This is a genomic window from Thermospira aquatica, assembly GCF_023525255.1.
Lineage (GTDB): Bacteria > Spirochaetota > Brevinematia > Brevinematales > Thermospiraceae > Thermospira > Thermospira aquatica.
Window position 1 is genome coordinate 515,441 of the sequence record NZ_CP073355.1, and the last position, 22,149, is coordinate 537,589.

Consider the following 22,149-nt stretch of genomic DNA (forward strand, 5'->3'; position numbering starts at 1 on the left):
GTTTTGTGGTTGCTTCATCAAAACATCATGGGAGTCTCCCATGAAACTCGTTTGGCACATGTCTAAAAGATTTTCACGAAAAAAAGTTCTCATGCTAACAATAGCTCTTCCCTTGTCGCAGTGTGCCTGTTATGTGAGCTATTACCATGTTGCAGTGAGAAGAGGGAGCTATAGCTATTACCTTGTTGCAGTGGAAAAACTCTTCCGATGCTATTACCTTGTTGCAGTGTAGAAACTGTCCTTTTGCTATTCCCTTATCACAGTTTTACACTCTGCGCTCACACTGTAAAAAAGTAATAGCTCATGTTGAAGATTCCAGAGTAAACATCTCTCCGCATTTTGCTTATCCTACTTGAAACTTGCTTTTCCCTTATCACAGTCTTAAACTCTTTTCTTACACTCCAACATGGGAAGGACACTTTCTCCTCTCTTGAAAAATAGCTCTTCCCTTATCACAGTGAGCTGCCTCAGCTCTTCCCTTATCGCAGTAAAAACCATTGCTATTACCCTGTCACAGGGGAAAAAATCCAGCTATTCTTTTTCACAGTTGTAAATCCCGAGGTAACACTGCAACAAGGGAAGAGCCTCTCATCACGAAAACAAGAGGGCAAAGTCCTGACCTCAAGGGAATTCGGAGTTCAACAAAAATAAAAAACATCAAAGAAAAAAACGAAAAATTTCGTTTGCCTTGCATCTCCTTCCCCGAGAGGCAAACATGAGCAGAAACTTTAAAGGCATGCATACCGCATGCCTTTAAAGCTATTTTCAGAAAATATTGTGATAGCTATCGCAACTCTGCACCAAATTCCTTTTTCAAAAGCTGGACCACCTCATCACGAATGGCATTTGCCTCTTCATCGGTGAGGGTTTTGTCCTTTTCCTGAACAAGGAAAGAAAAAGTAACACTTTTCTTCCCTTCAGGAAGCTGGGGACCCACATAGACATCCGTGAATTCCACCTGCCGAATAAGCGGATGAGCCTGTTTAATGGCATTCATCAGTTTCCTGCCAGGAAGTGCCCGATCCACAACCACCGAGATATCTCGTGGGACAGGCGGCATAATAGGAATATCCTCCAGACGAGCAAGAGGTTTACGCAAACTCTCAAGGACCTGAAGATCAATTTCTGCAACATACGCCGGATAACGAAACTCAAAAGCATCCACCACATCAGGATGAATCTCCCCGGCAAAACCCAGAAGCATTCCATTGACCTCAAAACGTGCCGAATTGAGCGGATGAAGAAAAGCAACATCAGCAGGAAGAACATCTATCACCCAATTCCCCTGAATATTTACCAACCTTTCCACCTCGGCAGTGATGGTATACACATCCTCACCCGGACCATAACGAAGTAACCCCAAACAGGATTTTTCCCACTCTTCTACTTTTCCACTTCGCTTCAAAAAGGTTTTCCCAAGCTCATAAAAAAGAAAACTCTCTCGATAGGTCCTGCGAATATTGCGATCAAGAGTTTCAATAAGCTGAGGCGTAAGATAAGGTCGCAAGATAGCCGCATCACTACTCAAGGGATTTCGCAAAGAAATAAAACTCTCCCCGTTCAGTCCAAAACGAGATAACAACTCCTCATTGGTAAAGCTAAAGTTAAACACCTCCGTATAACCAAGGTTCCTCACCAGAGGACGAAGCGTATATTCAAACTTTTGTGGCTTTTGCATGGCCTCTACATCTACAGGGGGCTTAAAGAGATTGGTAGGAATGTTGTTGTATCCATACACGCGAGCAATCTCTTCTACCAGATCCACAGGTCGAGAGATATCCGATCGAAATGAAGGAACACGCACCTCACAGCCGTTGTCCAGGCTTTTCATGATAGTCATACCCAATCGGCTGAGATACTTTTCAACCTCATCTGTTTCCAGATCCAATCCGAGATACGAATTCACAAACTCCGTGGAAAGAGAGATCCCTTTTTCCTTAAATGGCACAGGGTACTCATCTCGAATAGACGATACCTGCATCTCACCCACAGTAAGCCCAATAAGCTGGGTAAGACGTTGCAAAACCGTTACCGTTATCCCATAATCTGCCGTTCGTTCAAAACGATATGAAGACTCGGTCCTGATACCATAGCGCTTTGCTGTCTGTCTCACAGAAATAGGATCAAAAAAAGCAGATTCCAGAAGCACATGCGTTGTCTGGTCAAGAATCTCTGTATTTTCTCCTCCCATGATACCTGCAAGAGCTACAGCCCGCTTCTCATCAGCAATCACCAACACATCCTCATTGAGGGTATGTGTTTCTCCATCCAGAGTGGTAAGTTTTTCACCATCCTGTGCTCGACGAACGATGATCTTCTTCCCCTCCAGACGATCAAGATCAAACGCATGAGTGGGATGCCCAAACTCGAGAAGAACGTAGTTTGTTGCATCCACCACATTGTTAATAGAACGAATCCCACAGATCTCAAGACGACGGGCCATCCATGCTGGAGAGGGCAGGATCTTCACTCCACGCAGAATTCGCCCACTGTAACGGGGACAGAGCTTTCTCTCCTGAATAGTAATATCTGGTTCCTCTTTGAGAAGAGGATAATTCTCTCGTATCTCAGGAAGTTTCAGAGGAAGATCCAGCATAGCTGCAATCTCCCGAGCAATACCAATAACTGAAAGACAATCAGACCGATTGGCCGTCAGTTCAATCTCTATCCTGTAATCCGGCTCAGCATATACCCCAAAAACCTCGTTGACAGTTTTTTTATCCTTGCCCAAAATCCAGATATCAGAGCTTTTCTGTTCAAGTCCGAGATGCTCCTTGGCAATAAGCATTCCCTTGGACACCGTGCCTGAGAAATTTTTTTCTCCCACTGTCACCCCACCCAAAAGAGCTCCTGGTTTCGCCCAAACAACAAAATCACCCTTTTCTACCGCGCCACTATTCGTGACCAGCACTCCATCCTTGAGGGTATCCAGCTTCACCACCCTGAGGTGGGCAAGTTTGGGATGAGAAGTTACTTCCACCACCTGAGAAAGGATGATTTTGTCTTTATTGTCCTCATGAATACCAACCGGAGTAACGGATACCACTTCCGGTCCCATCTGGGTAAGTCTCACCCTGAGATCCTGAGGAGACAGGGAAAAATCCACATATTCCTTGAGCCAATTATAGGTTACTATCATAGCCTCCTCCTTACGCCCTGAACTGTTCCAGAAGACGAATATCGTTTTCGTAGAAATGACGGATATCTTTGATTCCGTACACCGTCATGGCCACACGTTCTATACCCAAACCAAAAGCAAAACCAGAATACTTTGAGGGGTCAATGCCACAGTTTTTCAACACGGTGGGTTCAACCATACCACATCCCATAAGCTCCACCCACCCCGTGTGCTTACACACTGGGCATCCCGGTCCATGACATACCGGACAGGTTACCGCCAGCTCAGCAGACGGTTCGGTAAACGGAAAATAATCCGGTCTTAAACGAATCTGGGTCTGTTCACCAAACATAAGTTTTGCCCAGAGAAGAAGGGTACCCTTGAGGTCGGCAAAAGAGATTCCCTCTCCCACCACCAACCCTTCCATCTGATGAAAGGTATGAGAGTGCGTGGCATCCACCGCATCCCTTCGATAACAGCGACCGGGAACCACCACAGCAATAGGGGGTTTCTTATTCAACATCGTCCGTATTTGCACAGGTGAGGTGTGGGTTCTCATAAGCCACCCGTCCTGAACATAAAACGAATCATGGTCATCACGCGCAGGATGATGTTTAGGAATATTCAGCATATCGAAATTGTATTCCTCTTTTTCAAGCTCTGGCCCATCAACAACCGTATATCCCATACTCTGAAAGATAGAAACCATCTTTTGAGTAACAAGTGTTAACGGGTGAGGATATCCTACGGGCAAGGTCTTCATCGGTAAAGAAACATCAACCACCCCTTCTTTAAGTTTAGCTTCCCGTTTTATGGCCGCAATGCGAGATTCTGCTTCGGCTATGAGCCTCTCTATCTCATCTTTAACCTCATTAGCTACCTTACCAAGTTCTTTACGCATCTCAACGTCAAGCGAACCCAGCTGACTCAAAAACTCTTTTACTACACCCTTTTTACCAAGAAACTTTACACGAAGCTCTTCGAGGGTTCTTTCCTCTGAAACTTTTACCAAAGCGTCTTTTGCTTCCTGGAGAATCTGTTGAAGTTTTTCTTTCATAGGTTTCTCCCTGATCCTTTATACTTTACCAATATACTTTGCAACTATTTCATAGAGGTTTTCCTCTTCGGGTTTAAAAAGATGCGCCTGAAAATGTGCCGCCAGCGCACCTTCGTAGTCAATCGTAGGGGTATCTCCAATAAAAAGGATACTTTCTGGTGCCAATCCAAGACAAAAAGCCATAATCTCAAAAATGAGAGAATTCGGTTTAAGAACCCCCACCTCATCTGAAAACAGCATCGTATGAAAAAGATTCGCCACTTTTCTTTCTTCAAGCCAGAGCCGCAGGGCAAACCCGGGCGTTATCCCTGTATTAGAGATAAGCCCTATCTTGATACCATTATCTTTGAGAAGTTCCAGAGCATCAAGGGTATGCGGCATAAACTTTGGAGAAAGATGAAGTACCGCCATTGAGTAGAGATCAAACATCTTGTGAAAAAGAACATGATCGTTCACATGGAGTTTTTCAGCGAGATACTTCACCTGAGAAAACGCTCCAAAAGCCACCTGTCTCTTGTGAAAATCCTCCATCACCTCTTTCATTTCTTGATAAGCAGCAACAACCTCTTTGTGCTTTACCGGGTAGAGATTTTTTTCAAGCAGAGAGTAGAGACTCTCCTTAATGTAGTTTTCTCGTTGCACCTCCACCCCGGAATCATCAATAAGTGTTCGATAGAGATCAAAAACAACTGCTTTTATCTTCATTCTTCCCCTCCTGGAATGGTGGTCACACTAAGCACCTCATCACCAGGTCGGAGATCGATAAGTTTCAAAAGATTTGTGGATACCTCACTCTGAGGAAACACAATACGACTCCCCTGTCTTGTAATAATCATCACCCTATCCTGAGGCTCAACGAGGGTAAAACCAGCAAGTGTACGGTTTTTCCCGAGATCCACAAGTTTGAATCCCTTCCCACCACGATTAACAAGCTCCGAAAACTCCTTCGGATTAACACGGCGTCCCCGTCCATCCCTGGAGACAAAAATAACATCCATCGTCTCATCAGCAATCGCCATGCCCATCACCTCATCTTCAGAGGAAATCACACTTGTTGCCTTTTCTCCCCCTACACCACGGTTATGAACAGGGAAGAGACTCTCCCGACATCGGAAACCTTTGGCATTGTTTTTCACAATAAAGAGTTTGGCGTTTCCGTCGGTCACCATAGCATCAACCACATGATCATCTACTCGAAGCTTGATACCAATAATGCCGGCTCTCGTGATATTCGCAAAATCTGAAAGCATAATACGAGCCATACGTCCCTTCTTGGTAAGGAAAAGGATAAAATTCTCCTCACTAAACTCTTTCACAGCAAGAACCGCCGTCACACGTTCGTTCTTTTTTTCGATCTCTTCGAGACGAGCGATATTTTTGATGTACGTACGGGTAATACGTCCCTCCGTAGCACCAGTAATCTCATACCCCTTCACAGAGTAGACACGCCCACTATCGGTAACAAAAAGGTAGGAATCTTTGAGATTTCCACTCACGGTAGCAATGATATAATCATCCGCCTCGAGCCGATTCATATCAGTAATATCACCCTTCTTCCCCCGTGCACCACGAGTGCCTACCTTAAAGTTCCGACCAGTCTCCCGTACCAGAAAACCTTTGTGGGTAAGCATCAAGATCATGGGCTCATCCTCGATAAGCTCTTCTACATCAATTTTAGCAGTGCTTATAACCTCAAATCTTGTCCTCCGATCATCACCAAGAGCCTCAAGCATTTCGTCAAGTTCCTTGCCGATAAGAGCATCTCGCTTGGCCGGTTTTTCAAGAATCTCTTTGAGTTCTTTAATGAGAGCCTTCAAGTTGTCCTTTTCTTCCTGCAACTTGTGTACCTCAAGGTTGGTGAGTTTCTGAAGTTTCATGTCAAGAATTGCCTCTGCCTGCACCTCGGTAAGTTTGAAACGTTTCATGAGAGCTTCTTTAGCAGCGGCTGTATCCCGGGAAGTACGGATGGTATGTATCACCTCATCGATCGCGTCCAGTGCAATCAGGAGCCCTTCCACAATATGAAGACGCTTCTCTGCCTTGTCCAGTTCAAACTGAGTTCTACGAGTAATCACAAGTCGGCGATAGTCAATATACTGTTGAAGAAGATCCTTGAGTCCCAGGACCCTGGGTTGATTATCCACCAGGGCAACCATATTGACTTTGATCCGTGTTCGAAGCGCCGTCTGCTGGAAAAGCACTGTTTTGATACTTTCAACATTCGCATCCTTATGGAGATCTATTACGATCCGTATCCCTTCTTTTGAGGACTCATCACGGATCTCCTTGATCCCCCGGAGAATATTCGCGTACTTGGTATTGTTGAGATAGAGATTTGTTATCTCTTCGATAAGAGAAGACTTCACAACACGGTAGGGAATTTCCGTAATCACCAGGGCTCCCCTCCCCCCTTTTTCCTCATAAATTATTGTCCCGGCAAGATCCACTGAACCATGCCCGTATTGATAAAGAGAAATCATCTCTTCCTTGTTGAGAATCACCCCTCCTGTAGGAAAATCAGGACCAGGAACAAGTTTGACAAGTTCCTGAACAGAAATCCCAGGATTGGCAAGGGTAGCCTTGATGGCGGATGCCACCTCACGAAAGTTGTGAGGAGGGATATCCGTCGCGAGTCCCACAGCAATACCTGTTGTTCCATTACAGAGAAGATTGGGAAAGCGCCCCGGCAAAACCTTGGGCTCTTTGAGGGTATCATCAAAATTCGGTTTGAAATCTACTGTATCCTTATCGAGGTCCTCAAGCATGAACTCTGCAACACGTGAGAGTTTAGCTTCGGTATATCGCATGGCCGCAGGCGGATCATCATCAATAGAACCAAAGTTTCCCTGTCCTATGACCAACGGATAGCGCATATGAAACTCCTGCGCCATCTTGACCATAGCCATATACACTGAAGAATCACCGTGAGGATGGTATTTACCAAGCACATCTCCAACGATACGGGCACTCTTTCGTGTCGGTTTATCATGCCATAACGCCAATTCAGACATCACGTAGAGAATACGCCGCTGAACCGGTTTCATCCCATCTCGAACATCGGGAATAGCACGTCCTGTAATAACACTATACGCATAGTTAAGGTATGAAGTCTTAATCTCGTCTTCAAAATAGGCGTGAGTAATACCCTGTTCTTTCTCCATAATCTGCCTCTGTCTCTTTGTTTGGTCATTTATTATACAGGAAAAACACTTTTCTGTAAAGAAAAAATATCCCTTTTGAAAGGGACCTGCCTCAAAAGTCCTGTGAAAAGAAAAAACTCCCATATTTTTAATGAGAAACATAAGTTTTCTGGCCACAAAAATTTTTTGAAAAAATGATGGCATTTTCCTGTCTTTTTTTGTATACTATAACAAGGAGGAAAATTGTGAAAGTTACTCTTGTTACCGTTGGCTGTAAACTCAACCAATTTGAATCAGACGCCCTTGCTCAAAAACTCAGAGAAAGCGGTTTTGAGGTCGTTGGCTCAATTGATAAAGCCGATGTCGTGGTCATCAACACCTGTACCGTTACCAATAGCGCTGATAGTAAATCCCGACAACACATGAAACAAGCCAAACGAGAGGGGAAAAAGGTCGTCGTAACAGGGTGCTACGCCACCACAGACGGAGAAGAGATTCTCAACAGAGGACTTGCTGACATCATCCTTCCCAATGACAAAAAGTTTACACTTCCTTCCCTCCTGCTCGAATCCCCTGAGGAAAAACAAGAAGATTTCCCCCTTGTTGTAGAATACGAGAGAACACGTGCCTATCTCAAGATTCAGGATGGCTGTAACCGTTTCTGTAGCTACTGCAAGATCCCCTATGCCCGTGGCAGGAGCCGGTCTCTTCCCCTCCCCGAGGTGGTGAGACGGTTCCGGGAGTTGATTTCTGGTGGGTACAAAGAAATCATTCTCACCGGGGTTAATATCAGCGACTACCAGGACAAAGAAGCCACACTCTTCACACTCGTGTCCCGCTTGCTCGAAGAAAAAGGAGACTTTCGTATCCGTCTTTCCTCTCTCCAACCCGATCAGTTTGAAGAGGCCTTTCTCACGCTCCTGCACCATCCCAAACTAACCCCACACTTTCACCTTTCCCTCCAGTCAGGAAGCTCTGAGGTGCTTCAGCGGATGCGCCGTCATTACACCGCCGAGTTTTTCCTCACCCTCTGTGAGAAAATTCGCCTTGCACGCAAGGACACCGCGCTTACCACGGATATCATTGTAGGTTTCCCCAAAGAAACAGAAGAAGAGTTTCAAAAAACTGTAGAACTTGTCCAAAAAGTCCGTTTTAGTCGAGTCCACCTTTTCTCATATTCCCCTCGAGCCGGCACATGGGCTGCCTCTCAAGCTCAACTCCCCGAGGAACTCAAAAAACGTCGCCTCCATGAACTCGAGCAAAAAGCCATAGCCTCTGCAGAATCATGGGTAAAAGAAACGCTCCTCGGAAAACCCTCCACGGTTCTCGTTGAAGAAAGTACAGACGAATATTCCTACGGGTATACCGAACACTACCTCTACGCCAGGGTTAAAGGAAACTTCCCCCAAAACAGTTTCATCCAATGTATGCCTACCGATACCTGGATCCATCAAGGCGCTGTCAGTATAAAAGGGGAGTCACCGTCTGCATAGTTTCCCCCGCAAGCAACAATTCTACCTTTCATCCAAAATAGAGAGAGTACCTTTTGCATCCTCATACATTTCCTGCACAAAAATTTTTTTCTCCTTTCTCCAAAAAACTTGAAAAAAACTTTTCAAAGTGATATACTATGATGAATGAAATGGTATATTCACCGAAGGAGGAAGATATGAAAAGAATAGCTCTTGTTTTCATGGTTACATCACTTGTCGTCCTGGGATTCGCCGATCTCTCAAGAAAACCTCAGACCAATATCACGGGTCTTCTCATTGTCCTGGGCAATGAACCCTTTACCTCTTTTGGCATCAAAGTGGATGAAACCAATACCGTGATAATTCACCCCCTCTTTCAGAACAAGGTCAAAAAACTCTCTCAAGAAACTTACGAATGGAAAGGCTACATGTATACCGGGCAGGAGTTGATCGATGGATCTACGTCTGCTTCCCTCAAAAAAGCCAATGCGCTTGTGCTTTCCAACCAGACCTACTTCTTCCCGATGAAATGGAAAAAAATAAAAAGAAAATAACATGTATGGCCGTTTTTTCATCCTGGGAGTTTTGCTTCTTGTAGGATGTGCCAGCCCTTCTCAGAAACCCTCGAGCACTTCCTCAGCCGATGTGTATCATTTTAATCTTCGCCCCTATGATCGCATTCCCGGAATAAACCATGAACTCTACAATTATCTCTTTAACATCATACGAAACAAACTCATCTTTTACGTCCTTGAAAGCAACCCTCAAGCATCCGAACCCTTTGGTGTTGTTCTGGAACTGGATATTTCTTCCCTGGGACGAAGTCTCGCAGAACGAAGAAACGCTCCCGTCATTCGCGGATGGTTTCTCTTTGAAAACGACGCTGTGCCGGTTGACTCCCTCTTCCTTGAACAATACCGGGCCAAAAATCTTCCTGACACTTACCAGGATCTGGCCAAAGCAAGTTTCTGGGTGGAGAAAAAAGACGACAGGGGAACCTACCGAGTTTTCGTCAGATACTGGAACAAAACGGTGATACGCGAGTTTCTCCATGAGGTAAAACAAACAAGGAACTCTTATGTGATCACTTCCACCGAAAATCTTTAAAGATTTTTGTGTGTTGCTTACGCACCCGACTTTTCTGAAAACACACTTCCCAATTTATACTGGAGATCCCTGTCCAGATATCGCAAAAGCAGATTTCTTGGCCTTTGAAGCTGGGAAACATCCTTACAAACAATCTTTTGATTGTCAAGATCAAAAAGCGTTTTGTTTGAAAGTATATTCTGAAGTATCCGATAACCTTCCGGATTATTGAGCGCCGTAAATTTCAAAAGATCTTCAAACGTCAGAGAAAAGGTATACCGAAGTTTAGGAACAATGTCTACACGCGACTTCAGCGCCTGGATATACAAAGCATCATAAAGACGAGTTTCATAATCCGTAATCATCATGTTAAAAATATGTCTCTGCAAAAACCATATACGATCCGAAAGTAAGGTAATAATCTTTGTTGCTATCTGGGGATGCTTCTCTACGAGAGTACCAAAATTCTCTTTTGAAATAGACATGAGAAGCACTCTGCCAGAGGCAACTGCTGTCGCATTTCTCGGTTTATTTTCAAGAATCGCCATCTCTCCAAAAATATCCCCGGTCTTTAAAACATTGAGTAAGATCTCCTGGTTATTCACCACCTTGATAATTTTCACCTCTCCATTCTGGATAATGTACAGATTGTTCCCGATCTCATTCTCGAGAAAGATAATATCTTTGTCTTCAAAGGTAACATAGAAATCCTTCACATCCGGTTCATGAAACTCTAGTTGTTTCCCGTGCTGTTTATACAAGCGCAGTATCGCCTCCTTTGCCTGAGCAATCTTTGTTCCCGAAGGACACTGCTGACAATAGCGAACGTATCCATAAATAGCCGCTTTATAATTACGCATTTTGTTCTCGTAAAAATATGCCAGATCGTAGAGATGAACAGGGTCTTCAAAAATCTGTTTTTGCCCCGATATCAAAGTAAGAATTCCATCATAAAGACGTAATTTCTGGCTAAAAAAACGCAAGATCTTCATTGCGATAGGCGTATTCTGTTGAATTAAAATGTCAAACTGATCCCTGCGAATCTGAATGAGCGTGGTATCTTCAAGCGCTTCAATCGTATAGAGATTGGGCCGACGGGCCATGCAATCTACAACCCCAAAAAAATCCCCCACCCCCAAGGTTTTGTTTTCCTGGGCAATATGGGACATAAAACTATTGGTCTGTTTCACACTCCCCTGTTTAATAATATAAAAGGAATCCTGTGGCGGCTGTCCCTCAACAAGGGGTATAACTCCCTTTTTAAGTAAAATGGTTTGAAAAACGTCGGCCAAATCACCAACCTCCTTTTTTCTTTAAATAATCATAAACCGTATTCATGTCTTTATCCCCACGACCAGACACATTCACAACCACAACATCAGAATCTTTAAAACGGTTCCTATGCTTAAGAAGATATCCTACAGCATGGCTCGACTCAAGAGCGGGGATAATCCCTTCATTCCTCGAGAGATAAATAAGCCCCTGCATTGCCTCATCATCAGTGACAAAAGATGCCTCGAGTCTGCCGATACTGTGAAGATACGCCACCTCTGGACCAACACCGGGATAATCCAGCCCGGCGGAAATCGAGTGCACTGGCATTACCTGCCCGTACGTATCCAGAAGTACCTTTGTTTTGCTCCCATGGAGAACACCGGGGGTACCAAAATTGAGTGTTGCCGCATGCTTGCCTACCTCTATACCCAATCCTCCTGCCTCTACCCCTATGAGATGAACCTGTTCATCCTCCAGAAAAGGATAGAAAAAACCCATCGCATTTGATCCTCCCCCTACACAGGCAATCATATAATCAGGAAGTCGGTTCTCTCTGGCCAAAATCTGTTCGCGAGTCTCATACCCAATCACCGATTGAAAATCCCGCACAATCGTTGGATAAGGATGTGGCCCGGCAACACTGCCAATCAGATAATGTGTAGTCTGAACATTGGCCAACCAATCTCGAAAAGCCTCGTTCATCGCGTCTTTCAGTGTCTGACTACCCTCCTCTACCAGATGAACCGTGGCTCCTAGAAGCTCCATGCGTAACACATTGAGAAACTGACGCTCTACATCGAGCTTCCCCATATATATTTCACATTCCATCCCCATCATGGCACACACAGTGGCGGTAGCTACTCCATGCTGCCCGGCCCCCGTTTCAGCAATAACACGCGTCTTCCCCATACGTCTGGCAAGCAAAATCTGACCAATGGTATTGTTAATCTTGTGCGCCCCCGTATGATTGAGATCCTCTCGCTTGAGATACACACGACAACCTATATCCTCAGAAATCCGCCTCGCATACGAAAGAGGGGATGGCCTGCCAACATAATCCTTCAGATAAGAGTGAAACTCCTCCTGAAATTGTGGATCATTTTTCGCCTCCTCATAAGCCTCTTCCAGCTCCTGGAGAATAGGAGTAAATGATTCGGGAACATATACCCCACCAAATTCCCCAAAATATTTTTTCATCGACTTCTCCACACACGATAGATTTTATCTGTGATCTGCTTGGTAACATCAAGAGCAGCCAGATCTTCTTCCGGTGTTTTGATAGGAGTACGATTATGCAAAATACAATCAATAAAATGCTGTTGTTCAAGCTTTAAAGCATTATCCCTATGAACAAACACACGCTCCACAAGACTTTCTTGCCTGTATTTAAGCTCCTCCCTCCCCACCTCATACTGCGCCTGGGGCTGACGAGTAATGGTAATTTCCTGCGTATCATAATTCAGAAAAATATACGCATCTGCCTGAGAAACCGCCAGATGCCTCATCTTTGCCTGGGTTACACGACTTGCTGTAATCGAAGCCACTACCCCATTTTCAAAACTAATAAGGGCACTCGCCACATCCTCAAAATTCGAGTAGATTCTTTCTCCGTACGCCTCCACATAAGCCACAGGAGATCTGGCCAGAGAGAGCACAATATCCACATCATGAATCATAAGATCCAGAACCACACCCACATCACGAATACGACTCTGAGGACCCATTCTCTGAGCCTGTATCAGATAAGGCTTTTGTACAATCTTTGTTAGTTCCTGAACTGCCGCGTTAAAACGCTCCACATGTCCAACCTGAAGTACAAGCTTCTTTTGAACAGCAATATTAAAAAGCTTCTCTGCAAAATACAACGTCTTGGTAATTGGTTTTTCTACCAGCACATGTTTCCCTTTCAGTAAAGCCGTAGAAGCGTATTTATAGTGAAGATACGTTGGCACAGCAATAATCACAGCATCAACAGTATTTAAAAAACTCTCATAGTCTGTATAAGCCTTCACCCCATATTTCTGTCCCAGGGCTTTTACCTCTGACTCATTGATATCACAAATCGAAGAAAATTGAATCCCTGAAATCATAGAGAGCGTATTGATATGGTATTTTCCCATATGCCCTGTTCCAACAATGCCAATCTTCAGCATAACCTTCCTCCAATGAAGCTCTTCATATACTATTGTAAGGCAGAAAAATATTTTTTTCAAAGAAACTATAAAAAAAACCGGTCTGCCTGGTGCAGACCGGTCTGTGAATCTCTTAAACCTTTTCTTTAATCTTAAGCTTGATGTTCTGGTAGGTACGGATACCTGTTCCTGCAGGAACAAGCTGACCCACCACCAGGTTTTCCTTGAGACCTTCCAACTTATCCACAGCTTTGCGGAGTGCTGCACTCGAAAGCACCTTTGGTGTCTCCTGGAAAGACGCTGCCGAGAGAAAACTCGTCGTCAACAACGATGCCTTGGTGAGTCCCAAAAGCACAGGGCGGGACTTCGCTGGTTGCCCTCCCTGCTCAAACACCCGGGCATTCTCAGCATAGAACTGGTTTTTCTCTATGAGCTGTCCCATGATAAAGTTGGTATCACCTGGATCAATAACCTCTACTTTGCGAAGCATCTGACGGATAACCACACTAATGTGCTTCTCACTGATATCTACACCCTGCAAGCGATAAACCTCCTGGATCTCATCCAGCAAGAATTCATTCACCGCTGTGTATCCCATCACACGGAGAATATCATGAGAACTGACCACACCATCGCAGAGAGGCTCTCCCGCATTGACCTTATCCCCAACTCGCACATAGATATTGCGACCCAGGGGGATAACATGGTTAAACACCTCGCCATTTTTCGCACGGACGCCCACAACATACTTGCCCTTCCGCTGTTCTACAAACTCCACTACTCCACGAACCTTGGCTATCACCGTAGGCACCTTTGGCTTACGAGACTCAAAGAGTTCCGTCACACGAGGCAGACCTCCGATAATATCTTTGGTTCGACGTTTTGCTAGTGGTCGTCGAGCAACAACATCACCCGCTTTTACCACGGTACCCTCTTCAACAGCAAGCTGTGTGCCCGCCATCACGGTAAAGTGTTCCACAGTTTCTCCAGCATCATTGACAAGCATGATCATATGCTTATTCTTTGTCTCGACACCATCAACAATCTCAACAGCGTACATCACCCGACCACCCTTTTCAGCAATGTACAAATCATTGTAAGGATCAAAGGTGGCAATCTCATTTCCTCTTGGAACAACATCCCCGACCTTATAGAAGATAAAAGAGCCTATTTTGAGATTGTATTCGTAGGTATTAGCCTCACACACATGGATACCATCTTCCCTCACATACACTACTACCTTGCGACCAAACTTGGCTTCTGTTCCATCCTTGAGTGTAAAAAGAGATGTCTCACTAAAAAACTCTTTTCCATCCAGAGCTGTTAAATCTCCTCCAGGTAAAATCTCATCCCTCTTAAAACTCTTAAGAATCTTACGGACGTTGATATATCCTTTTCTCGCACAGATACGGGCTGGCCGACTATTAAATTCTCTCTCGATGAGATTATCCGGCATCTTGACAATCACCACATCATAGTTAAGTTTAAGCTGATTCTCTTCAAGCTGAGCAGCGGCCACACCACCAATATGGAAGGTTCTCATGGTCAGCTGTGTACCCGGCTGACCAATAGATTCAGCTGCGATAATACCCACAGCTTCACCGATATTCACCAGTCGTTTCACGGAGAGATCCCAACCATAACAGAGGGCACACACACCTCTCTGAGCTTCACAGGTAAGCACACTGCGAATACGAACAGTTTCTATACCAGCCTCTTCAATTTTGTTGACCTTCTCTTCATCCAGAACCTCATTAGCAGCAGCAATCAACTCACCCGTTCTCGGATCATACACATTCGTGAGGACCACCTTACCAAGAACACGTTCCTTGAGGGGTTGAATAATCTCATCTCCCTCTCTGATAGCCCCAATATCCAGTCCCCTTACCGTCCCACAATCATGCTCAGTCACTACCACATCCTGAGCAATATCTACCAGCTTACGTGTCAAATATCCTGCATCAGCGGTCTTTAACGCAGTATCTGCGAGACCTTTTCGTGCACCATGGCTCGAAATAAAGTACTCCAGCACTGAAAGACCTTCTTTAAAATTTGACTTAATAGCCAGTTCGATAATATCTCCACTGGGTTTTGCCATGAGACCACGCATCCCAGCCAGCTGACGGATCTGTTCACGGCTTCCACGAGCACCGGAATCCATCATGATATAGAGAGGGTTAAATCCACCCTGACTCTTTTTCAAGGCCTCTTCCACCATCTTTTTAATCTTCTCGTTAGCAGTAGCCCAATTATCAATCACCTGGTTGTAACGCTCTTCTGGAGTAATGAGACCTTTCTTCGCATTCTGATCAATTTTTTCTATCTCTTTTTCTGCTTTCGCCACAAGATCATATTTTGCATCAGGAATCTCCACATCAGCGAGAGAAATGGTCATACCTCCGAGCGTCGCATACTTGTATCCAATAGCCTTGAGATTGTCAAGGAAAAATGCCGTCTCTTTAATTCCATAGAGACGATAACATTGAGAAATCAAATTCTCTATCTTTTTGCCCGTGAGTGTATCGTTCACAAAACGCAGTTTCTCAGGCACAATCTCGTTAAAAATCACACGTCCTACAGAGGTTTCAATCCATTCACCCTGAAATTTGTAACGAATACTATCATTCAAACGCACAATACGCCTGTCCAAATTGATGAGCAATTCTTCATAACTGTCAAAAGCTTTCAAGGCCGTATTTTCAGTCCGCTGCGCCGGTTTCGTAAGATAATAAATACCCAACACCATATCCTGTGTCGGATACACAATAGGCTTCCCATTTGCCGGGTTCAACAAGTTTCTTGAAGAAAGCATCAACATCCATGCCTCAATCTGAGCCTCAGGAGTAAGCGGCACATGAACCGCCATCTGGTCTCCATCAAAGTCTGCATTATAGGCATGACAGACAAGCGGATGAAGCTGAATAGCTTTTTCCTCGATCAAAACCGGTTCAAAAGCTTGGATACCCAAACGATGGAGTGTGGGAGCTCGGTTGAGAAGCACAGGATGATCCTTGACCACCTCCTCAAGAATAGCCCACACCACTTCATGTTCACTCTCAATCATTCGTTTGGCTGCTTTTATATTGTTCGCATAGCCCTGTTCCGTAAGTCCACGCATCACAAAGGGTTTAAAAAGCTCTAGAGCCATCTGTTTTGGAAGTCCACACTGATGAAGTTTGAGATTTGGCCCCACAATAATCACGGATCGACCAGAATAATCCACTCGCTTTCCCAGAAGATTCTGTCGAAAACGTCCCTGTTTCCCCTTCAGAATGTCGGACAACGACTTAAGAGGACGATCTCCTGAGCCTGTTTTGGGATGAGAACGTCGCGAATTATCAAACAATGAATCCACAGCATCCTGGACCATTCTCATCTCATTCTTGACGATAAGATCAGGAGAATGAAGCGACAGAAGTCTCTTGAGACGGTTATTGCGGTTGATCAACTGACGATAAAGCTCATTGATATCCGAACTCGCAAACCTTCCCCCTTCCAGAGCCACCATAGGACGCAAATCAGGGGGAATAACAGGAATAACGTCCAGAATCATCCATTCAAGCTTATTCCCTGAAGCACGAATCTCCTCCAGTATCTCCAGACGCTTCAGAACCTTCTTATCAATCTTACTACTGGATTTACTCATGATCTCAGCCCGAAGCATGGCAATCTCGTTATCCAGATCCATATTCTGAAGGATCTTCTTGATAGCCATGGCTCCAGTATCTGCAACAAAGGTTTCCTGGTATTTTTCTCTGTATTCTTCATACTCATCATCGGTCAAGACCTGTTTAGGCAAAAGATCTGTTTCACCGGGATCAATAACAATATATTTTTCAAAATAGAGAATACTTTGCACATCAGAAGATGTAATATCCAAAATAAGCGCCAGTTTGCTGGGAACAATACGGTAATACCAGATATGTGCCACCGGTGTTGCCAGAGCAATATACCCTGTTCTCTGTCGTCTCACCTTGGATTCTGTAATCTCCACACCACAACGATCACATACTACACCTTTGTAACGTATAGACTTAAATTTTCCACAGTTACATTCATAGTCTTTGATGGGCCCAAAGATCCTTTCACAGAAAAGCCCATCACGATCGGGTTTTTGCGTTCGGTAACCAATCGTATCCGCTTTTTTTACCTCACCGTAAGCTGTCTTTTTAATAAGCTCAGGTGAGGCCAGTTGTATCGAAATCGAACCAAAAGGTGATGATATCTTCATATACCCGTCTCCTTCCCTCCATTATACAAGGTGGAATTTCGTTGCATCATTAATTTCTCGCTCACGCTCATTCAGATAGACACGCTGTCCTTTCTGGTCATACACACGCACATCCAGTGCCAATCCCTTTAATTCCTGCACAAGCACATTAAACGACTCAGGGACTCCCATATAATTCAAGTACTTAGCCTTGATAATACCCTCATACGCCTTCACACGCCCTTCAGTATCATCAGACTTGATTGTCAACATTTCCTGAAGGAGATTGGCAGCACCATACGCCTCCAATGCCCAGACCTCCATTTCTCCGAGACGCTGACCACCAAAATTTGCCTTTCCACGAAGTGGTTGCTGGGTCACCAACGCATACGGTCCAACAGAACGAGCATGGATCTTGTCGTCCACCATGTGATGAAGTTTAAGCATGTACATCACACCAACAAACACAGGGTTCTCAAAATATTCCCCGGTAAGCCCATTACGGAGCATAAATTTCCCTGACTTAGGAAGCTTCACTTGGTCAAAGTATCGCTCTATCTCTTCATCTGTTTCACCATACTGTTTGCGTTCTCTGTACAGATCCTCTCGAATTTTAGCATTCGCCTCTTCAATCTCGCGTTCAATGTCTTCCAGAGAAGCTCCTTCGAACACTCCACATTCATAATACTTGTGAAGCTTCAAACCAGCAAGCCCTAAAATGGTCTCAAACAGCTGTCCAATATTCATACGGCTCGGCACACCAAGTGGGTTCAATACCACATCTACGGGCGTTCCATCAGGCAGGAAAGGCATATCCTCTTCCGGCAGTACCCGAGAAATCACACCTTTGTTACCGTGACGACCTGCCACCTTATCACCGGGTTTAATCTTTCGCTTTTTCGCGAGATAAACCTTCACCATCTTGAGAACACCGGGAGCAAGATCATCCTTGTTCTCCGCGGAGAAAACCTTAACATCGACCACAACCCCACTCTCACCATTCGGCACACGAAGAGAAGTATCCTTCACATCCTTGGCCTTCTCTCCAAAGATAGCATGAAGCAATCGAAATTCCGGCGTCTCATTCGGCTCATTCTTGGGAGTTACTTTACCCACAAGAATATCACCGGGCTTCACATACGCCCCAACACGGACAATACCATTCTCATCAAGGTTTCGCAAAGCATCCTCACCCACATTCGGAATCTCGATAGTGATCGATTCACTCCCAAGCTTTGTTTCTACGGCCTTACACTCGAGAACCGTCATATAAATCGAAGAAAACTCATCATCTTTGAGAAGCCTTTCACTGATAAGCACAGCATCCTCATAGTTGTAGCCATTCCATGGCATAAAGGCCACAACAACATTTTTTCCTAAAGCCAGCTCGCCATCCTTTGTCGCAAAACCATCAGCCAGAAGATCGCCCACCTTCACCTTATCCCCGGCATTCACAACGGGTTTTTGGTTGTAGGTAGTATCCTGGTTAGTCCTGCGGAATTTGAGCAAGGGATACTCATGCTTATTCCCCTGGTTGTCCTCCACTATGATCTTGGTGGAGTCCACCTTTTTGACAGTACCATCTACCGTACTCATCACAATAGCTCGTGAATCACGGGCCACATAGTACTCCATACCCGTCCCCACAATTGGCCTGCTCATGTTCAAAAGAGGAACAGCCTGACGCTGCATGTTCGATCCCATGAGAGCACGGTTAGCATCATCATGTTCAATAAACGGAATCAAAGCTGCCGACACAGAGAGAATCTGCTTGGGAGAAATATCCATGTACTGGATCTTTTCTCTCTCCACTAACATAAATTCTCCCTTATAACGGGCTTCCACCACCTCTTCCTGAATCATCAGAGAATCTGTAAGTTTGGTGTTCGCCTGAGCAATATAGAAAACCTCTTCTTCTGTTGCCGAGAGATAATGAACCTCTCCCGTAATCTTTCCATCCTTCACCACCACATAAGGAGTCTCAATAAAACCATACGCATTCACTCGCGCGTACGTAGAAAGAGAGGCGATAAGACCAATATTTGGACCTTCAGGAGTCTCAATAGGACACACTCGACCATAATGCGTGTTGTGGACGTCACGTACCTCAAATCCTGCACGATCACGAGACAGTCCCCCGGGTCCAAGCGCAGAGAGACGTCGCTTGTGTGTCAATTCAGACAGAGGATTCGTTTGATCCATAAACTGTGAGAGCTGACTCATCCCAAAGAAATCGTTTATCGCTGAAACAATTGGCTTGATAGCAATAAGACTCTGAGGAGAGATATCCTCATTATCACGACTGAGAAACTTTTCATGGATGGCCCTTTCCACTTTCGTAAAAGCCTGGATCAACTGATTTACCAGCAATTCATTTACATTTCGCACACGACGATTGCCAAGATGATCAACATCATCGAGCGGTTCCTTCTGAGCAGCAACCTTTAATAGATGCTGGAGAGTTCTGATAATATCCTCAAAAGAAAGGGTTCGCTGTTCCACCAGAGCCTGTTTCTCTTCAGGAGAGAGTTCCGGGTACAACTTGAGCACCATTTTATATCGCCCAACCTCACCCAGATCATAAAACTTACGATGGAAAAGCATGTTCTGCAATTCTTTCACAATAGCTTCCAGAGAAGCTGCTTCTCCAGGGTGAAGCACGGAGTAAACCTTTTTGATAGCCTTCTGGTAGTTATCCTTGGTGTCATCCTTTTCCAGAGTGAGAAGAAAAGGTCGATTCTCAAGAGCTGATCGTGGATCAATCACCGAGATAAACTGGATACCTTTTTGGTACAGAAGGTTCACATAGTTCGGTGTTAACTTTTCCACAGCCCCAAGAATCACATTGTTTTCACTGTCAACAACATCTTCAGCAAGATACTTTCCAACCAGTTTGGTAATAGCTTCACTTTTCTCAACCTTGGTCAGATCCAGTTTTCGAGTCTTAAAAAAGGCGCTGACAATCTCCTGGGTAGACATCCCGAGAGCACGCAGAAAAACAGAGACAAGAATCTTTCTCCTCGCGTCAACACGAACATACATGAGATCTTTACGTTTATCAAGAATAAACTCAAGCCATGCACCCTTTTCTGGAACGATCTTTGAAGAGTATTCCTTGTTTTTGTATGCAAAAAGAACACCTGGAGACTTATAGATCTGATTGATAACAACCCTTTCAGCACCATTGATGATAAAAGTCCCTCGAGGTGTCATCAGAGGAAAATCACCAATATAAATATCCTTTTCTTTAATCTCTCCCGTTTTCCGATTAATCACCCGGAAAACAGCCTTGAGCGGAACCGCATACGAAAGGTTTTTGTCAAAACATTCACTTTCAGTGTAACGAGGAGACTCAAGATCATATCGCACATAATCAATAACAATATCCGGATCACCACCTTTCCGTCCCTGGGAAGATAACTCGATTGGGAAAAATGTCCGAAAAACTAACTCCAAACCCTTCTTTTCTCGCTTTTCAGGCTCGACTCCGGCCTGTAAGAAATCCTCATAGGCCTTGAGTTGAATCTCCAGCAAATCAGGAAGATCAATCCACTCTTTTTTTCTGGAAAAACTCACCCTCTGTGGCTTTATCGGCATAGATTATCTCCATTCCTGTATTTTATGGTATAAATACAACATCCCCTTCTTCTCCCGAGAGAAAAGAAGGGGGAATTTTCAACATGGGATACGACACAACCTTTGTAGAGACAGATAGTTACTTAACCTCAACCACAGCACCGGCAGCTTCCAGAGCAGCTTTGATCTTGTCGCCCTCAGCCTTTTCAACATTCTCTTTCACAGCTGTCTTACCGCCACTCTCAACGAGATCCTTAGCTTCCTTCAAACCAAGACCAGTAAGTTCACGAACTACCTTGATAACCTCAATCTTCTTCGCACCTGGATCCTTAATGAAAATAGAAACTGTGGAAGGCTCTTCAGCAGCAGCTGCAGCAGCACCACCGGCAGCAGGCATAGGACCAGCAAAAGCCACAGGAGCAGCAGCCTTTACATCAAACTTTTCTTCAATAGCCTTGCGAAGCTCATTGAGTTCCAAAACCGTCATATTAGAAATCAAATCAATCACCTGATTAATCTTGTCTGACATATATTCTCTCCTTATAAGATTATTTTCCTTCTTGTTTTTTCTCGAGAGCCTCAATAGTGCCAACAAAGGTTGTCAAAATAGAATTCAAAGCGCCCGCGAAACTTCCCACAACACCACTTATACCACCAGCAATCATCGCCAGGAGTTCCTTTCTTGAAGGTATCTTGGACATCTCGATAACACTCTTTGCATCCATTACCTGACCATCAAGGTAACCTGTTTTGAGCGCCAATTTTTCGTTATTCTTGATGGCATCGGTAACAATCTTCAAAACAGAGAGGATATCGTTATCCGAATATACCACAAAAGACATCCCTTTGAGATAGTTCTTCATTGTGGTAATATTTCGAGCCTCAAGTACCTTCTGGAGAAGGCGGTTTTTCATCACTTTTACCTTACCGCCGCCTTTCTCAATCTGTCGACGAAACTCTTCCATCTCCTTGACCGTAACACCAGAGAAGTTGAGAACCACAAGACCATCCATATTGGCCAATTCCTGAATCATGTTCTGAACCAGATCGACTTTCCACTGTTTTGGCATACTCACCTTCCTT

General features: G+C 44.6%; 15 protein-coding genes. 4 read left to right on the forward strand and 11 right to left on the reverse strand.

Annotated features, from left to right (window positions below; genetic code table 11):
- Positions 1 to 40: 40 nt before the first annotated feature.
- Entirely contained in the window at positions 41 to 232 is a 192-nt protein-coding gene (locus KDW03_RS02555) for a hypothetical protein (RefSeq protein WP_271435834.1), read from the forward strand.
- 552 nt (positions 233 to 784) lie between these two features.
- On the opposite strand, the gene pheT is transcribed toward KDW03_RS02555, so the two are convergent.
- Genes pheT through KDW03_RS02575 form a run of 4 tightly spaced genes read right to left on the reverse strand, consistent with a single transcriptional unit; the run spans position 785 to position 7,336 of the window.
- Positions 785 to 3,139: a phenylalanine--tRNA ligase subunit beta gene (gene pheT / locus KDW03_RS02560; protein ID WP_271435835.1), complete on the reverse strand. Its 2,355-nt coding sequence runs from the start codon at positions 3,137 to 3,139 to the stop codon at positions 785 to 787.
- 10 nt (positions 3,140 to 3,149) lie between these two features.
- Positions 3,150 to 4,175 (reverse strand): phenylalanine--tRNA ligase subunit alpha, encoded by a 1,026-nt coding sequence (locus KDW03_RS02565; RefSeq protein WP_271435836.1) that lies wholly within the window; start codon positions 4,173 to 4,175, stop codon positions 3,150 to 3,152.
- A gap of 18 nt (positions 4,176 to 4,193) precedes the next feature.
- Entirely contained in the window at positions 4,194 to 4,880 is a 687-nt protein-coding gene (locus tag KDW03_RS02570) for an HAD family hydrolase (protein ID WP_271435837.1), read from the reverse strand.
- The gene (locus tag KDW03_RS02575; RefSeq protein WP_271435838.1) at positions 4,877 to 7,336 is read right to left on the reverse strand and encodes a DNA gyrase/topoisomerase IV subunit A; all 2,460 of its coding nucleotides are present in this window, start codon (positions 7,334 to 7,336) and stop codon (positions 4,877 to 4,879) included. The genes KDW03_RS02570 and KDW03_RS02575 overlap by 4 nt, the downstream gene beginning before the upstream one ends.
- A gap of 224 nt (positions 7,337 to 7,560) precedes the next feature.
- Between KDW03_RS02575 and mtaB the strand changes: the two genes are divergently transcribed.
- The 3 genes from mtaB to KDW03_RS02590 all read left to right on the forward strand — a co-directional run bounded on the left by mtaB (position 7,561) and on the right by KDW03_RS02590 (position 9,894).
- Positions 7,561 to 8,808, forward strand: a complete 1,248-nt coding sequence (gene mtaB / locus KDW03_RS02580) for a tRNA (N(6)-L-threonylcarbamoyladenosine(37)-C(2))-methylthiotransferase MtaB (RefSeq protein WP_271435839.1) — start codon at positions 7,561 to 7,563, stop codon at positions 8,806 to 8,808.
- A gap of 176 nt (positions 8,809 to 8,984) precedes the next feature.
- Positions 8,985 to 9,341 carry a polysaccharide deacetylase family protein gene (locus KDW03_RS02585; protein ID WP_271435840.1) on the forward strand — a complete coding sequence of 119 codons (357 nt, stop codon included), beginning with the start codon at positions 8,985 to 8,987 and terminating at the stop codon, positions 9,339 to 9,341.
- A 1-nt stretch (position 9,342) separates the two neighbouring features.
- Positions 9,343 to 9,894, forward strand: a complete 552-nt coding sequence (locus KDW03_RS02590; RefSeq protein WP_271435841.1) for a hypothetical protein — start codon at positions 9,343 to 9,345, stop codon at positions 9,892 to 9,894.
- A gap of 17 nt (positions 9,895 to 9,911) precedes the next feature.
- On the opposite strand, the gene KDW03_RS02595 is transcribed toward KDW03_RS02590, so the two are convergent.
- The 7 genes from KDW03_RS02595 to rplJ form a co-directional block, all read right to left on the reverse strand.
- Positions 9,912 to 11,165 (reverse strand): Crp/Fnr family transcriptional regulator, encoded by a 1,254-nt coding sequence (locus KDW03_RS02595; protein ID WP_271435842.1) that lies wholly within the window; start codon positions 11,163 to 11,165, stop codon positions 9,912 to 9,914.
- A gap of 1 nt (position 11,166) precedes the next feature.
- The gene (trpB, locus tag KDW03_RS02600) at positions 11,167 to 12,345 is read right to left on the reverse strand and encodes a tryptophan synthase subunit beta (RefSeq protein ID WP_271435843.1); all 1,179 of its coding nucleotides are present in this window, start codon (positions 12,343 to 12,345) and stop codon (positions 11,167 to 11,169) included.
- Complete coding sequence (locus KDW03_RS02605) at positions 12,342 to 13,301, reverse strand: Gfo/Idh/MocA family protein (RefSeq protein ID WP_271435844.1); 960 nt, start codon at positions 13,299 to 13,301, stop codon at positions 12,342 to 12,344. Before KDW03_RS02605 ends, trpB begins: the two co-directional genes overlap by 4 nt.
- 112 nt (positions 13,302 to 13,413) lie before the next feature.
- Positions 13,414 to 17,511, reverse strand: coding sequence for a DNA-directed RNA polymerase subunit beta' (gene rpoC / locus KDW03_RS02610; RefSeq protein ID WP_271435845.1), 4,098 nt, complete (start codon positions 17,509 to 17,511; stop codon positions 13,414 to 13,416).
- A gap of 21 nt (positions 17,512 to 17,532) precedes the next feature.
- The gene (rpoB, locus tag KDW03_RS02615; protein ID WP_271435846.1) at positions 17,533 to 21,087 is read right to left on the reverse strand and encodes a DNA-directed RNA polymerase subunit beta; all 3,555 of its coding nucleotides are present in this window, start codon (positions 21,085 to 21,087) and stop codon (positions 17,533 to 17,535) included.
- A gap of 118 nt (positions 21,088 to 21,205) precedes the next feature.
- Complete coding sequence (gene rplL / locus KDW03_RS02620; RefSeq protein ID WP_271435847.1) at positions 21,206 to 21,595, reverse strand: 50S ribosomal protein L7/L12; 390 nt, start codon at positions 21,593 to 21,595, stop codon at positions 21,206 to 21,208.
- 19 nt (positions 21,596 to 21,614) lie between these two features.
- Positions 21,615 to 22,136: a 50S ribosomal protein L10 gene (rplJ, locus tag KDW03_RS02625; protein ID WP_271435848.1), complete on the reverse strand. Its 522-nt coding sequence runs from the start codon at positions 22,134 to 22,136 to the stop codon at positions 21,615 to 21,617.
- Positions 22,137 to 22,149 lie beyond the last annotated feature (13 nt).

Bases quoted from the DNA above. Each gene is read 5' to 3' on its own strand.
- KDW03_RS02555 (WP_271435834.1), top strand. From the start codon at position 41: ATGAAACTCGTTTGGCACATGTCTAAAAGATTTTCACGAAAAAAAGTT.
- pheT (WP_271435835.1), bottom strand. From the start codon at position 3,139: ATGATAGTAACCTATAATTGGCTCAAGGAATATGTGGATTTTTCCCTG.
- KDW03_RS02565 (WP_271435836.1), bottom strand. From the start codon at position 4,175: ATGAAAGAAAAACTTCAACAGATTCTCCAGGAAGCAAAAGACGCTTTG.
- KDW03_RS02570 (WP_271435837.1), bottom strand. From the start codon at position 4,880: ATGAAGATAAAAGCAGTTGTTTTTGATCTCTATCGAACACTTATTGAT.
- KDW03_RS02575 (WP_271435838.1), bottom strand. From the start codon at position 7,336: ATGGAGAAAGAACAGGGTATTACTCACGCCTATTTTGAAGACGAGATT.
- KDW03_RS02585 (WP_271435840.1), top strand. From the start codon at position 8,985: ATGAAAAGAATAGCTCTTGTTTTCATGGTTACATCACTTGTCGTCCTG.
- KDW03_RS02590 (WP_271435841.1), top strand. From the start codon at position 9,343: ATGTATGGCCGTTTTTTCATCCTGGGAGTTTTGCTTCTTGTAGGATGT.
- trpB (WP_271435843.1), bottom strand. From the start codon at position 12,345: ATGAAAAAATATTTTGGGGAATTTGGTGGGGTATATGTTCCCGAATCA.
- KDW03_RS02605 (WP_271435844.1), bottom strand. From the start codon at position 13,301: ATGCTGAAGATTGGCATTGTTGGAACAGGGCATATGGGAAAATACCAT.
- rpoC (WP_271435845.1), bottom strand. From the start codon at position 17,511: ATGAAGATATCATCACCTTTTGGTTCGATTTCGATACAACTGGCCTCA.
- rpoB (WP_271435846.1), bottom strand. From the start codon at position 21,087: ATGCCGATAAAGCCACAGAGGGTGAGTTTTTCCAGAAAAAAAGAGTGG.
- rplL (WP_271435847.1), bottom strand. From the start codon at position 21,595: ATGTCAGACAAGATTAATCAGGTGATTGATTTGATTTCTAATATGACG.
- rplJ (WP_271435848.1), bottom strand. From the start codon at position 22,136: ATGCCAAAACAGTGGAAAGTCGATCTGGTTCAGAACATGATTCAGGAA.